Source organism: Acidocella sp. MX-AZ02 (assembly GCF_000306035.1).
In the GTDB taxonomy this organism is placed as follows: Bacteria; Pseudomonadota; Alphaproteobacteria; order Acetobacterales; family Acetobacteraceae; genus Acidocella; species Acidocella facilis.
In genome coordinates this window covers 247,890-262,440 of record NZ_JH976207.1, presented here as the reverse complement: position 1 = coordinate 262,440, position 14,551 = coordinate 247,890, and the positions used below count along the sequence as shown (strand labels likewise).

Genomic DNA, 14,551 nt, shown 5'->3' with positions numbered 1-14,551 from the left:
AAAGCTCCCGCAATTTCCTTGAAAATCTCCGCCGGCAGCGTGCCGCCATAGAGCTTTTCCGCCGGGCTGTTATCATCATTGCCAAGCCAGACAGCGATAATGTCCCCCTTGGCGTAGCCAACAAACCAGCCATCGCGATAATCCTGGGTGGTGCCGGTTTTGCCCGCCGTATAAACGCCCAGGATGAACGCGGCGCGGCCGGTGCCGGAGAGCACGACCTGGCGCATCATCCCCGCCACCGCCTGCGCATCGCCCGCTGGCACCACCGGCACCGGCGCCTCGATATGCGCCGGCGCGCCATTGATGGCGGTGACACCATAAGGCGTGACACGCTCGCCGCCATTGAAAAACACCGCATAGGCGCTGGCGAGTTGCAGCACCCCGACCGCCCCGGTGCCCAGCGCCATCGTCGCGTCCTTGGGGAAATGATCATCCAGCCCGAGCAACCGCGCCACCGCGATCACCCGGCGCGGGCCGCCGGCGCGCATCAAGATGCGGATGGCGGCGGTGTTCATCGAATCCGCCAGGGCCTCAGTCAGGCTGACCTCGCCGTGATAGGCTTCATCATCATGCGGGCGGTAGCCATGGATGTTGAGCGGGCCGTCCAGCACCGTCTCGTTCGGCGACATCCCGGCCAGCAGCCCGGCCAGCCAGACCACCGGCTTGATCGCCGAGCCGGTCTGACGGCGGGCGAGCACGGCGCGGTTATAACCCTCCCGGTCCCCCACCCCGCCGACAAGCGCCCGCACCGCGCCGCTGCGCGCATCGAGCACGACGATGGCGCCCTGGGAGACGCGATATTTGGCCCCCTGTTCGGCGATGGTGGAATCCAGGGCCGCCTGCGCGGCGGTCTGCACGCCCGGAAACATGGTGGTGGTGAAGGCGATGTCCTCGCCTTCGGGGATCACATCGGCCTCGTGCTGCATGGTCCAGAGCGCGAACCAGGAGGTGCGCGAGATCGGCGAGGCGGCGTCCGCCAGCTGGGCGGCGGCCGCGTTTTCCTGCTCGGGCGAGAGCGCGCCGGTTGAGACCATCGCATCCAGCACCTGGGTGGCGCGGTTGGCGGCGGCCTGGGAATTGACCAGCGGGTTGAGGCTGGAGGGCGCCTTCGGCAGCCCGGCCAGGATGGCGGCCTGGGCGATGCTGAGCCGGCTGGCGGGCTCGTTGAAATAGAGCCGGGCGGCGGCGTCGATCCCGTAGGCGCCTTCGCCGAGATAGACGCGGTTGAGATAGATGCCGAGGATCTCCTGGCGGCTGTAATGGTGCCAGAGCCACAGCGCCAGCACCGCCTCCTGCACCTTGCGGCGCAGCGTGCGCTGGTTGCCGAGGAACAGGGTTTTCGCCACCTGCTGGGTCAGGGTCGAGCCGCCCTGCACCACGTGGCGGTGGACGATGTCAGAGACCAAAGCGCGGAAAATGCCCATGAAATCGAACGGGCCGTGCCTGGCGAAGCGCCGGTCCTCGATGGCGATGAAGGCGGCGGGGACATAAGGCGGGAGGGCGGCGGGGAGCACGACCTGGCCGGAGACATCGCCGAAGCGGGCCAGAAGATGGCCTTGCGGGTCGAGCAGACGGATGGCGGGGCGGCGGGTCTGGGTGACGGCGATGGCCGGATTCGGCAAATCCCAGGTGAACCAGAGCCCGACCAGGAAGCAGGCCAGCGCCCCCCAGATGGCGAGGATGACCAGGATGCGAGTGGCCGCCCAGCCATGCCGGGCGCGCCGGAGCAGCTGCGGCGAGGGCCGCAGCGCGGGCTTCAGCGCCGGCTTCGCGGGCGCTTTGGAGCCCGGCTTGGGGCCCTGCTTGGGCGACGGCTTTGGCGGGGGCTTGGGCGGGCTGGGCATCCCGTCCCTGCTGCCAAGAGGAAGGGGGCGACGTCAACCACCGGGTTTGACCGCGCCGCCAGAACGGGTAAACAGGCGGCGTGCGGGCGTGGCGAAACTGGTAGACGCAACGGACTTAAAATCCGTTGGGAGCAATCCCGTGCCGGTTCGATTCCGGCCGTCCGTACCAGCCTGCGGAAACCTCATCACACTAATTTTTGTGGTTAATGAGTTGGCTTTAATATATTATAAAGTCAGTCAAGAAACCTTTTTTATACGCTGGTATGTTAATTTATAAATGAGCCGGTTTCCGAAACCATATCTGTCCGTGATGAGCGAGACTAAAGCAGCCACGGCTGTTGAATTCGCGTTGATCGGCAGCTTCATGATCCTTTTCACCATGGGGTTCATGATGATGGGAATATGCCAATTCTGGCAAATGAGTCTGGATGATGCCGTTCGAAACGCCGCCCGACAGCTTCTGCTTGGCAAAATCACCAACAGCACGCAATTCGTTTCCACAGTGTGCGGAGAATTCGGCGCGGTTGCTCCATGCGGCACAACATCACTTCAGGTTGAAGTTCAAGCCAACACCTCAACCCAGACTTTTTCAGGAATTACGGCGGCCTCGGTCAGCTCATCCGGACAGCTATCGCCCAGTGGCGATTTCCCCACCATTCCCAGTTCAGGCGGACCTTATCCCGTGCTCGTGCAAGTCGCCTATAAACTCCCCGCCTGGATCGATTTTCTTCCCTATCTGCCTTTCTCTGGGCAAACGATCCCCGCGCTTAACGTCTTGTTGACCGGCAATCCAACATCAGCTCTGATTTCCGCTCAAGCGGTCGCGGTAAATTGATGCCGGGATCCCAGCGCACCGTCCGCCGCCTTTGGCCTTGGCCTGACACACGCGGTACCGCCGCCGTCGAATTCGCCATCATCATGGCGTTTTTCTTGGTTGTGTTCATTGGCTCTTTCGAACTCCTGACATTGTTACGAACTTCGCAGAAACTGAACATTGTCGCCGCCACCGTGGCCCAGGCTGTGGCGTATCAGAGCCCGGATGGGTCGGCCATGTCTTCCAGTACGCCTCAGGATATATGTTATGGCGCGGTGAAGGGTCTGCAGCCCTTTAGCGCCAATGGCCTGACCATCGATATCGCGAGCGTGACGACCACGACACCGGGCAGTGCGGTGAATTATTGGGAACAGGATTTTAGTGGCGCCAGTTGTACACCGGTGACGTCCGCGGTGATCGGCGGCAATTCGGCTTGCGGCTTGGCCACCGCCAATGGCGCTGGCGGCATGCTGCCAAAAACCAACGGCGCCGTAGGCGACAACGCCATTATCGTCAGGGCGACGCTGACCTATCCTGGTATCGTCGGACTCTGGCTCAACACCTCCCCGACGCTGACCCAGCAGGTGCTGACAAGATGGGCGTACGCCTCGACGACCACCAGCCTCACGGTTACTGGCTTAACGCCTCAACCTCTTTCATGCAGCGGTTGACATGAAGCACGCACAGATAAGACTTTTCCACAAAGGCCTAAATATCCTCAGATTGCTGAAGGAGCGCAGAGCCGCCACAGCCTTGATGTGGGCGCTTATGCTGCCGACGATGATCCTCGCTGTTGGCGCGGGGGTAGATTTCGCCCGCATCTCGGCTTCACGCGCGCAGTTGCAAGCGGCGGCCGACCAGGCGGCGCTCGCGGGCGTCGGTGCCTATGCAAACGAGATCAACGCCAGCAACGGCAACGGCGTGGCGACAGCCGCCTTCAACGCTGCTTATGCCGGCATTTCAGGCGCCGTGAGTTTACAGAACGGCCCCAATATCTCAATCGGCTGCACTGGATCCGACGCCACCGTGTGCGGCAGCAGCGGCAGCTTCACCGAAAGTAAAACGGCCTGTTCGACGGGGACCTACTGCGTCACGGTTTCTGCCACCGCCAGGCAGACCAATTCCATCTTTCACATGCATCTGCCCTTTGAGGATATATCGGTATCCGCGACGGCACAGCTCGTCTCCGGAAATGCTGGATCCACGCCTGGACAAAGCAGCAATTTCGCCGATTTCGCTCAATCTTATTATTCCGGTGGATATGGCGGCAGCGAAATGCTTGGGTCGCACACATCCGGCATTGGGGCAGGATCGGCATACTCAGGCGGCAGCTCGTCAGGTAATGCGTATTTTCTAGACAGCCTCAACAATACCGCCCCGACCTCGCTTTCCTATAACGCCCTGCCTGGCCAGAATAATTACGGCTGCTCGTCGAGCGGCAATTTTTCGGCGGATATGAAGGGTGTCTATAATGTGCCCGCGAATAGCTCATATTGCGGCAGCATAACCTTCGGCACCGGCCAAACCGAGCAACTTTACAATATCAACGGAACGGCGAATTCTGGCAGCTGGATTGCGGTCAACAACAACCTCACAATTTCCCCTCGAACCGTCGTTTGCCCGGAAAATCTAGGCTATAGCAACTATACCGGTGCGCATGTGTCGATCTCCACGACCTGCGCGACAGGGAGCTACGCCAATGCAAACTACACGCCGATCTATCTCGGCGGTTCGCTGATTTTGAATTATTCCGTGAATGTGACGCCTTCCACCGCCAATAACGGAATGATCACCTTTGTGAACGACGAATATGACAACGTTCAGATGCTGGATAGCAACGCCAACACCCAGGAATATGCGGTCGTCTGCCCCGGCGGCGCGACAAGCTGCAGCAACCCATACGCCGGCAAAGCACTATATTTCTCTGGGCCTGGCACGCTAATCTCTCATGATACATACGTGACCACAATCACCGTGCAGAACGGTTATAACGTGGCGTGGACGGAACAGGAAACCTTCGCGGTCAAATTCACCCCTACTTGTTCCGGTTATGGTTGGCGGCAGCAATGCGGTTCGTCCAACACGAACTATTCCAATAACGACCAAGCCTATGAAGCGACGGAAATCGCCACTGTCGGCGGTGGCTACACGTCCTCACATAACGCCACCACCACGGTGAAATCGATCCCTTCTCCGACATCGAGCTATTCACCCTCCGTGCTGGCCCGGGATCCGAACTCTGACACCACCGGCATTGGCTCAACCAACGACGCTTACGGCCAACTCGATAAGGCCTGCGCCGCGGCGGCCAAGACCAACAGCATTGGCGGGAATCAATCCGTTGGCGGCACCATTGCGCCGCTGAAAAACATTACCGGACTGACGGACATCTTTGCGATGACAACAGACGCTCCGCCGAGCAACTCTCCCCCCATCGCCTATAATTTCACCGCACCGAATTATGGCTACAGCTATGTGAACCCTGACGAGCAAGGCTCGGCCCTGGAGACCGAGACCGCATATTTTTGTGGAAATGGCTCGGACCTGTCGGTGTCCAACGGCTCCGCGTCCGGCCTGAGTGTCACGCCAACCTCCTCAACCGGCGCCGTTCTCACGAACTAAGCTTGGGTCAGGGGCTGGGTCCGCACTCACCGCGATCATTTCGTCCCATAGCGAGACAGTCTGTTCGCGTATTTTCACGCGAATGGACATGGCTCCATCGCCGCGCCATGACCCGCTTCGCATCGGAGCGGGTACATTCCTGAGACCGGGTGCCCACCCCGGCCGACCCTGTACCCCCCTCCATGCTGGCTAATTTGCGGAGCGCTCGCGCCGTTAGGGCCTAAAATGTTCAGGAGGAAATAAATTGACGACCCGTATCAGATCCTTGCAACTGCGCCAGAAACTCATGTCCGTCGACGAGGCGGCGGCTCTGATTCCGCCCGGCTGTACGGTGGGGATGAGCGGTTTTACCGGGTCGGGCTATCCCAAGGCGGTCCCGCAGGCGCTGGCTAGGCGGATCGAGGCGGCGCGGGCCGGGGGCAATCCCTTCCGGGTGAAGATCTGGACCGGCGCCTCCACCGGGCCGGAGCTGGATGGCGCCCTGGCCAAGGCCGATGGCATCGAATTCCGGCTGCCGTTCAATTCCGACCCGATCGCGCGCGAGAAGATCAATAAGGGCGAGATGGAATATCTCGACATGCATCTCAGCCAGGTGGCGCCGATGGCCTGGCAGGGGTTTCTGGGCAAGCTGGATGTGGCGCTGATCGAGGTGGTCGGCATCACCGAGGATGGGTCGCTGATCCCCTCCTCCTCCGTCGGCAACTCCAAAACCTGGGTGGACCGGGCGGAGAAAATCATTCTGGAGGTCAATCACTGGCAGAATGAGGCGCTGGAAGGGGTGCATGACATTTATTACGGCACCGCTTTGCCGCCGAACCGGGTGCCGATTCCGCTGATCCGCCCGGATGACCGGATCGGCCAGACGACCTTGAAGTGCGACCCTTCGAAGGTCATCGCGGTGGTTGAGACCAATGCGCCGGACCGCAACCTGCCCTTCGCCAAGCCCGATGCCACCGCCAACGCGATTGCCGGGCATCTGATCGACTTCCTGGAGCATGAGGTGAAGATGGGCCGGCTGCCGGAGCATCTGCTGCCGCTGCAATCGGGGGTGGGCAATATCGCCAATGCGGTGCTGGCCGGGCTGAATGAATCGCGCTTCGAGAACCTCACCGCCTACACGGAAGTGATCCAGGACGGGATGCTGGACATGCTCGATAGCGGCAAGCTGCGCCTGGCCTCGGCCACCGCCTTCTCGCTCTCGCCGACGGCCGCGGAGCGGATGAATGACAATATGGCCGAGTATCGCAAACATATGATCCTGCGCCCGCAAGAGATTTCCAACCATCCGGAGCTGGTGCGCCGGCTTGGCTGCATCGCGATGAACGGGCTGATCGAGGCGGATATTTACGGCAATGTGAATTCCACCCAGATCATGGGCAGCCGGATCCAGACCGGCATCGGCGGCTCCGGAGATTTTGCCCGCAATGCCTACATCTCCATCTTCATGACCCCCTCCACCGCGAAGGACGGGGCGATTTCCTCGATCGTGCCGCTGGCGGCGCACGTGGACCATATCACCCAGGATGTGGCGGTGATCGTCACCGAGCAGGGGCTGGCGGATCTGCGCGGACTGTCGCCGAAGCAGCGGGCGAAGCTGGTGATGGAGAATTGCGCGCATCCGGATTACCGGCCGCTGCTGCAGGATTATTACCAGCGCGCCCGCCGGTTTTCCTATGGCCAGCAATCGCCTTGCCTGCCGGGGGAGGCGCTGTCCTGGCATCAGCGCTTCATCGAGACCGGCACGATGCGCCACTGAGCCACGCGAAGGCGCCCCTGCCTGGCAGAGGCGCCTTCATTGCATCGCTGGCATCATAAAAACCTTATAACTGGCACCATGAGCGCGCGCACCACACCCCGATCAGCCGCCATTTCGCCTTGTATCAGCCGAAAATTCAGGCAATGCTGACGGCATGAGCGTGACACTCGGAGGTCTTTGCACAATGTTTAAACAAGCCTCCGTGAAAGCTTCCTATGGCCAAGACTGAGCGGGAATCGGTGTTCGCCCTGGGCGCGCGGTTGCCGCATGCGAGCGGGCTGACCACGATCATCGTACTGGCGGTGGCGCTCGCTTTGTGGGAGGCGGCCTCGCTGCTGCAACTTTTCCCGCCTGTCGCCCTGCCCTCGCCTGGCGCGGTCTGGCAGGCTTTCGTCATTCTCTTCAGCATCGGCTATGGCGGCCATACGATCTGGCTGGATATCGGCGCCAGCGCGCTGCGTGTGGCCATCGGCTTTCTTGGCGCGGTCGCCATCGGCGTGCCGCTGGGGTTGTTGATGGCGCGGGTGAATCTGGTGTTCCGCATCGTCGATCCGTTTCTGCAATTCATCCGCCCGGTGCCGCCTTTGGCCTATAACCCGCTGCTGGTGGTGTGGTTTGGCATTGGCGAGCTGCCGAAGGTGCTGCTGATCCTGGTCGGCACCATCCCGGTGATCATCATCGGCACCATTTCCGGGGTGAAGGCGACACCGCCTTTGCGCCTGGCGGTGGCGCGCACGCTGGGCGCCACACCACGGCAGATTTTCAATCTCGTCGTGCTGCCCTCGGCCTTGCCGGAAATCTTCACCGCGATGCGGGTGGGCATTGGCGTCGCCTGGTCCTGCCTGGTCGCGGCGGAGCTGATCGCGGCGGATCAGGGGCTCGGCTGGCTCGTGCAATATGCCGGCCAGGCCTTGCAGGTTGCGGTTGTCATCGCCGGCATCATCGTCATCGGCAGTCTCGGCTATGCGATGGAGCTGGTGATCCGGCTCGTCGAGGCGCGCATCGTGCCCTGGCGCGGGCGTGAGTGAAATTTCAAACAAGCAAGGGGGCATCATGGTGTTAGGAATCTTACGGGCGGCACTTCTGGGCGCGGCGGGCCTTGGCCTGGGCGCCCGAGCGGCGCTGGCCGCGAAGCCGGATGTGGTCATCGGCTATGAGAATAACGGCGCTGATCCCTATATGGTCAGCCAGGGCCAGGGACTTTTCCAGAAAGACCTCGATGCCAACGTGACGCTGAAATATTTCGATTCCGGACCGGCGGCGATGAGCGCGCTGGCCTCCAATTCGCTGCAATTCATGTGCGGGCTGGGTATGCCGCCTTTCGTCGCGGCACTGACGCAAGGCTTGCCGCTGGCGATCATCTATAACCAGGAGCGCTATACTTCGGCGGCCGGCATCGCCGTGCGGCCGGGAGCGGGGATCAATTCCATCGCCGACCTGAAGGGCAAGAAGATCGCCATCGTGCAAGGCTCGCAGGCGAGTTTTGAGCTGGCGACCTTCCTGGCGCAGGCCGGCATTCCCTTCAATGCCGTGCATCAGATCAACATGTCGCCGCCGGAAATGCGGGTCGCCTACACCACCAAGGCGATCGACGCGGCCATCGTCTGGGATCCGGTGTTCGATGCGTTGCAGGCGCAGGGCGCGAAAGTGCTGAAGACCGATGCGGACCTGCCGCGCGGCGCCTCCTCCTACAATATCTGCATCGCCAACACCAACTGGGTGAAGGCGCATCCGAACCTGACCGTGCAGTTCATCAAGGCGCTGGATGAGGGGGTGACCTACACCAAACAGAACCCGCAACAGGCGCTGGCGATCATGGCCCAGCAGGCCGGCATCGATGAGAAGACCGCCGCCACCGAGCTGAAAGGCTATGAGATCTTCTCGGCCAAGGACCAGGGCAGCGCGGATGTGATGGGCGGTGGCGCGTCCTCCGCCACCGGCAAGACGCTGTCGGCCACCTCCGACGTGCTGATGAAGATCGGCCGCATCATGACGCCGCTGAAAGACCCCGGCGCGGCGGTGGATGCCAGCTTCGCGGCGAAAGCGGCGCAGTAAAACATGCCGATCGAGATCGCGCACGTCACTAAAAGCTTCAAGGATGTACGCGCGCTGGATGAGATCTCGCTCACCGTCGAGGATGGCAGCTTCGTCACCATCCTCGGCGGCTCGGGCTGCGGCAAATCCACCCTGCTGAACATGCTGGCGGGGCTGGAGGCGCCGAGCACCGGGCGGATCACGCTCGATGGCCAGGAGATCACCGGCCCCGGCCCGGAGCGCGTGGTGGTGTTCCAGAAGGCCGGGCTCTATCCGTGGCTGAGCCTGCGCGACAATATCGCCTTCGGCTTAAGGCTGCGCGGGCGCTCCAACATCCCCTGGCGGGAGGTGGACCGGGTGATCGAGCTGATCGGGCTGAAGGGGTTTGAAAATCATCGCCCCTATGAGCTCTCCGGGGGCATGCAGCAGCGCGTCGCCATCGCCCGGGCGCTGGTGATGCATCCGCGGGTGCTGCTGATGGACGAGCCCTTCGGCGCGCTGGATGCGCAGACCCGCGAGACCATGCAGGCATTCCTCACCGAGCTGTGGGAGCGGATTCGCGCCACCGTGATCTTCGTCACCCATGATATCGACGAGGCGATCATGCTCGGCACCCGGCTGGTGGTGATGGGGGCGCGGCCCGGCCGGGTCTGCCTGGATGCGCCGGTGAAGCTGGGGCGCCCGCGCGGCTGGGACATGACGGCCAGCCCGGAATTTCTGGAGCTGAAACGCGCCGCCCGGCGGATTCTGGCCGGGCAGCCGCATTGAGCCCCCCGCCCTTGCCTCCCAGCCCCGCTTTGGCTTAACCATGGGGCGCGCAAGCGGGTGTAGCTCAATGGTAGAGTCCCAGCCTTCCAAGCTGGCTGTGCGGGTTCGATTCCCGTCACCCGCTCCAAAGCGCGGATTTTAGCCCTCCGGGAGACCGGAACCGGTTTAAAATGCGCGACGGACAGGCCGGGGACTTGACATCCGGCGCTGCAAAGTGTGGAAGGCGCTTCCATGCTGGTACGGATAGGGGCGTAGCTCAATTGGCTAGAGCGCCGGTCTCCAAAACCGGAGGTTGAGAGTTCGAGACCCTCCGCCCCTGCCATCCCTATCCCAGCATTTTGCAGTTTTTGGAGAGTGGTCCGTCTTGGCGTTCAACGTGTTGAAATTCGCGCGCGAGGTTCGCACCGAGGCGAATCGTGTCACCTGGCCCTCCGGCAAGGAAACGGTGCAGCTCACCGGCCTCGTCCTGGCGATGGTGGTGATCATGGCCCTGCTGCTGCTCGGCGTCGATTCGCTGATCGGCTTTGGCATGCGCTCCCTCTTCGGCGCCTGAGATTAAGGAAGATTCGATGGCCAAGCGCTGGTACGTCCTGCACGTCTATTCCGGGTTCGAGAAAAAGATCGCCCAGCAGGTTAAAGAGCAGGCGGAGCTGAAGGGCTTTGCGGATCATATCGGCGACATCGTGGTGCCGACCGAGGAAGTGACCGAGGTTCGCCGCGCCCAGAAGGTGAATACCGAGCGCAAATTCTTCCCCGGCTATATCCTGATCAACATGGATATGACCGATGACACCTGGCATCTGGTCAAGGATATCCCGCGCGTCACCGGCTTTTTGGGCAGCAAGAACAAGCCGAGCCCGATCACCAATGCCGAAGCCGAGCGCATCATGAAGCAGCAGGAGGAAGGCACCGACCAGCGCCGTCCGGCTGTCATCTTCGAGGTGGGCGAGCAGGTACGCGTGGCCGATGGTCCCTTCACCAGCTTCAACGGCGTCGTCGAGGAAGTGGACGAGGAAAAGGGGCGCGTTAAGGTTTCTGTCTCGATTTTCGGCCGCTCCACCCCTGTCGATCTCGAATATGGGCAGGTTGAGAAGCTCTGATTCGGCAAGTCTGTCAGAATTTCTCACCATCTTGTAATTGCGGTTTAAGGCTCTATCTCTGGCTGCACATTTTGTGAGTCGGATGACGTGCCGGATACATCTTCTTCCTCTTCCCGGCGCCGCCTTCTGGTTGGCGCCGGTATTGTTGTCGTGCTGGTTGCCCTGGGCCTCTGGATCGTCAATTACCTGTTGGTCGGGCAATATATCGTCAGCACCGATGACGCCTATCTCGCCGCGGATTCCAGCCTGATCGCCGCCAAGGTCAGCGGCTATGTCGCGGACGTGGCGGTGAATGAGAACCAGGAGGTGACCAAGGGCCAGCTGCTGGCGCGCATCGACCCGCGCGATTACAGCAATGCGGTGCAGGGGGCGCAAGGCGCGCTGGCCGCCGCCGAGGCGGATGTGGCCAATGACCAGGCCCTGCTGACCCTGCAGCAATCCAAGATCGCCGCTGCCCAGGCCGCCCTGCAGGGCGATCAGGCCCGCCTCGCCTTCGCCACCCAGAATCAGCGCCGCTATAGCCGCCTCTCCAGCTCCGGCGCGGCGCCGGTGCAGACGATCGACCAGGCCGACACCTCGGTGCAGACCGCCCGGGCGGAGCTTGCCGCCGACAATGCCAGCCTGCAGGGCGCGCAGCGCCAGGTGGATGTGCTGAACGCCCAGCTCAAGCGCGCGCAGGCGGCGGTGACGCAGGCCCAGGCGCAGCTGGCCCAGGCCCAGCTCAATCTCGAACATACCGATATCCGCGCCCCCTTCGACGGGGTGATCGGCAACAAGACCGTGGCGGTGGGGGATTATCTGCAGCCTGGCACGCAGATCATGGCGGTGGTGCCGCTGGATCAGGTCTATGTGACCGCGAATTACAAGGAAACCCAGATCACCCATGTGCATCCGGGGCAGGATGTGACCATCCATGTCGATGGCTTCCCCGGGCTGAAGGTGCGCGGCCATGTCAACAGCATCAACCCGGCCTCCGGCCAGGAATTCGCGCTGCTGCCGCCTGATAACGCCACCGGCAATTTCACCAAGATCGTCCAGCGCGTGCCGGTGAAGATCCTGATCGATCTGACCCCGCAGGAGATCGGCAAATTGCGGCCGGGCATGTCGGTGGAGACGGATATCGATACGCGCAGCGGCTCATGAACGCCGCCGCCGCCGAGACAGTCCCGCTGCGGGCGAAGATCGCGGTGATGGGGGCGCTGCTGGGCGCCTTCATGGCGGTGCTCAATATTCAGGTCACCAACACCTCGCTGCCGGATATTCAGGGCGGCATCGGCACCGGGCTGGATAATGGCGGCTGGATCTCCACCGCCTATCTGATCGGCGAGATCATCGTGATCCCGCTCTCCGGCTGGCTGGCCGGGGTCTTCTCGCTGAAGCGCTATCTCATCGCCAACGCGGTGCTGTTCCTGTTTTTCTCGGCCGCCTGCGGGCTGACCTCCAATTTCCCCGAGATGGTGGCGCTGCGCGCGCTGCAGGGGTTTTCCGGCGGGGTGCTGATCCCGCTGGCGCTGGTCTGCGTGCTGACATTGCTGCCCCCGCACGCCCGGCCGCTCGGGTTTTCGATGTTCGCGCTGACCGCGACCTTCGCGCCGGCGATCGGCCCGAGCATCGGCGGCTGGATCACCGATGCCTATGGCTGGCGCTATATCTTCTACCTCAATCTGGTGCCGGGCGCGATCATGCTGCCGGCGCTGATGTGGGGGCTCTCACCGGCGCCGATGCATCTGGACCGGCTCTGGAAGGGCGACTGGGTCGGCGTGTTCACCATGGCGATCGGGCTGGGCTGCCTGCAGACCGTGCTGGAGGAAGGCAACAAGGATGACTGGTTCAGTTCCGGCTTCATCACCAAGCTGTCGGTGATCTCCGCCGTGGCGCTGGTCTGGTTCCTGGTCCAGGAGCTGCGGCCGGGCAACGAAACGCCGCTGGTCAATCTGCGCCTGTTCGCGCGCTGGAATTTCGGCTTCTCCTCGATCGCCAATTTCATGCTGGGCTTCGTGCTCTATTCGGCGGTGTATCTGATCCCGCTTTATCTGGCCGTGGCGCATGGCTACAGCGCCGCCCAGTCCGGCGCGGTGATGGCCTGGATCGGCCTGCCGCAGCTGCTGATCATCCCCTGCATGCCCTTTCTGATGAAGCGGGTGGACCCGCGCCGGCTGCTGAGTTTGGGGTTTCTGCTCTTCTTCGTCAGCCTGCTCTGGAACCTCAATCTCGGGCCCAATGATAGCGGCCCGCAGCTTTTGATCCCGAATTTGATCCGCGCCGTCGGCCAGGCGATGGTGTTCCCGCCGATCACCATGATCGCCACCGCCGGCATCGCGGCGCAGGATGCGGGCTCGGCCTCGGCTTTGTTCAACATGCTGCGCAATCTGGGCGGGGCCATCGGCGTGGCGGTGGTGGAGACCTTCGTCACCAACCGGGAAAAATTTCATTCTTTCATCATCAACCAGCATGTCAGCCTGCTGCAGCCAGCGACGCGCCAGACCATCGCCGCCATGCAGCATTATTTCGAGGCGCATGGCATGTCCGATCCGGCGGCGGCGCGGCATCAGGCGATCATTCTGCTGGGCGAGACGCTGAAGCAGCAAGCCAATTATTTCGCCTATGGCGATGCGTTCGGGCTGCTGGCCATCGGCATGCTGGTGGCGCTGCTGGCCTCCTTCTTCATCCGCCGGCCAAGCGGACCGGCGGCCCCGGGCGGGCACTGAGCCGAATCCGGTTTTTGCTGCATCGCAGCAAAAGATTTCAAAAGTTATGCGCCGCCTTGGAGCGGCGTTTCATGACAAAGCTCAATGCAGGGTGGTGTCAGGCCGGGCATTTGCGTCTTCTCGATAATCGATTAGGATTCGTAAAAAGAAGAGGAGGTCCATATGGCTCGAGTTGCATTGGTAACGGGTGGAACGCGCGGCATCGGTGCTGCGATCAGCATCGCGCTGCAGAAGGCGGGGCGGCTGGTGGTGGCGAGCTATGCCGGCAACACGGAAGCCGCTGAGGCCTTTCACAAGGAAACCGGGATCGAGGTGATCAAGTTCGATGCCGGGAATTACGATCAGAGCGTCGCCGCGGTGAATGAGATTGCCGCCAAGCATGGCGCCATCGAAATTCTGGTGAATAATGCCGGCATCACCCGCGATGCGGTGCTAAGCAAGCAGAGCCGCGAGATGTGGGATGCGGTGATCGACACCAATCTCGGCTCCTGCTTCAATCTCTGCAAGGCGACCTTCGATGGCATGAAGGCGGCGAAGTTCGGGCGGATCGTCAATATCGGCTCGATCAACGGCCAGGCCGGGCAATATGGCCAGGTGAATTATGCCGCCGCGAAATCCGGCATCCATGGTTTCACCAAGGCGCTGGCCCAGGAAGGGGCGCGCTATGGCGTGACCGTGAACGCGATCGCGCCGGGCTATGTGGATACGGACATGGTGCGCGCGGTGCCGCCGGATGTGCTGGAGAAGATCATCGCCAAGATCCCGCGCGGGCGGCTGGGCAAGGCGGATGATATCGCGCGGGGGGTGTGCTTCCTGACCGCCGACGATGCGGATTTCGTCACCGGCTCGACACTCTCCATCAATGGCGGGCAGCATATGTATTGAAAGTTTTTGGGGTGCAGCCC

Annotated in this window: 13 protein-coding genes and 3 tRNA genes; 15 read left to right on the top strand and 1 reads right to left on the bottom strand. The window is 62.1% G+C overall.

The genetic code is table 11. The annotated features are described in order from the left end of the window. A partial coding sequence (locus MXAZACID_RS19065) for a transglycosylase domain-containing protein (RefSeq protein ID WP_008492191.1) occupies positions 1–1,844 on the bottom strand: 1,844 nt, incomplete at its 3' end. Positions 1,845–1,926: 82 nt separating this feature from the next. Here MXAZACID_RS19065 and MXAZACID_RS01260 point away from each other — a divergent pair. From MXAZACID_RS01260 to phbB, 15 genes are all read left to right on the top strand, one after another. Then, a tRNA-Leu gene (locus tag MXAZACID_RS01260) sits at positions 1,927–2,013 on the top strand. A gap of 141 nt (positions 2,014–2,154) precedes the next feature. Further along, positions 2,155–2,679 (top strand): TadE family protein, encoded by a 525-nt coding sequence (locus tag MXAZACID_RS01255; protein WP_008492190.1) that lies wholly within the window; start codon positions 2,155–2,157, stop codon positions 2,677–2,679. Continuing rightward, entirely contained in the window at positions 2,679–3,329 is a 651-nt protein-coding gene (locus MXAZACID_RS01250) for a TadE/TadG family type IV pilus assembly protein (RefSeq protein WP_008492189.1), read from the top strand. Before MXAZACID_RS01255 ends, MXAZACID_RS01250 begins: the two co-directional genes overlap by 1 nt. A 1-nt stretch (position 3,330) precedes the next feature. Then, positions 3,331–5,280, top strand: a complete 1,950-nt coding sequence (locus tag MXAZACID_RS01245; RefSeq protein ID WP_083878396.1) for a TadE/TadG family type IV pilus assembly protein — start codon at positions 3,331–3,333, stop codon at positions 5,278–5,280. Between the two features lie 244 nt (positions 5,281–5,524). Next, positions 5,525–7,036: an acetyl-CoA hydrolase/transferase family protein gene (locus tag MXAZACID_RS01240; protein ID WP_008492186.1), complete on the top strand. Its 1,512-nt coding sequence runs from the start codon at positions 5,525–5,527 to the stop codon at positions 7,034–7,036. Positions 7,037–7,251: 215 nt separating this feature from the next. Beyond that, entirely contained in the window at positions 7,252–8,064 is an 813-nt protein-coding gene (locus tag MXAZACID_RS01235; RefSeq protein ID WP_008492185.1) for an ABC transporter permease, read from the top strand. A 25-nt stretch (positions 8,065–8,089) separates the two neighbouring features. Further along, on the top strand, positions 8,090–9,091 hold the full coding sequence (locus MXAZACID_RS01230; protein ID WP_008492184.1) for an aliphatic sulfonate ABC transporter substrate-binding protein: 1,002 nt from the start codon (positions 8,090–8,092) through the stop codon (positions 9,089–9,091). A gap of 3 nt (positions 9,092–9,094) precedes the next feature. After that, complete coding sequence (locus tag MXAZACID_RS01225) at positions 9,095–9,838, top strand: ABC transporter ATP-binding protein (protein ID WP_008492183.1); 744 nt, start codon at positions 9,095–9,097, stop codon at positions 9,836–9,838. Between the two features lie 53 nt (positions 9,839–9,891). Continuing rightward, positions 9,892–9,965 (top strand) — tRNA-Gly (locus tag MXAZACID_RS01220). Positions 9,966–10,083: 118 nt separating this feature from the next. After that, positions 10,084–10,160 (top strand) — tRNA-Trp (locus MXAZACID_RS01215). Between the two features lie 42 nt (positions 10,161–10,202). Continuing rightward, on the top strand, positions 10,203–10,391 hold the full coding sequence (gene secE / locus MXAZACID_RS01210; RefSeq protein ID WP_008492182.1) for a preprotein translocase subunit SecE: 189 nt from the start codon (positions 10,203–10,205) through the stop codon (positions 10,389–10,391). Between the two features lie 16 nt (positions 10,392–10,407). After that, positions 10,408–10,938, top strand: coding sequence for a transcription termination/antitermination protein NusG (nusG, locus tag MXAZACID_RS01205; protein ID WP_008492181.1), 531 nt, complete (start codon positions 10,408–10,410; stop codon positions 10,936–10,938). Between the two features lie 87 nt (positions 10,939–11,025). After that, positions 11,026–12,081, top strand: coding sequence for an HlyD family secretion protein (locus MXAZACID_RS01200; protein ID WP_205619715.1), 1,056 nt, complete (start codon positions 11,026–11,028; stop codon positions 12,079–12,081). Then, on the top strand, positions 12,078–13,646 hold the full coding sequence (locus MXAZACID_RS01195) for an MDR family MFS transporter (protein WP_008492179.1): 1,569 nt from the start codon (positions 12,078–12,080) through the stop codon (positions 13,644–13,646). Before MXAZACID_RS01200 ends, MXAZACID_RS01195 begins: the two co-directional genes overlap by 4 nt. A gap of 162 nt (positions 13,647–13,808) precedes the next feature. Continuing rightward, positions 13,809–14,531: an acetoacetyl-CoA reductase gene (phbB, locus tag MXAZACID_RS01190; protein WP_008492177.1), complete on the top strand. Its 723-nt coding sequence runs from the start codon at positions 13,809–13,811 to the stop codon at positions 14,529–14,531. Positions 14,532–14,551 lie beyond the last annotated feature (20 nt).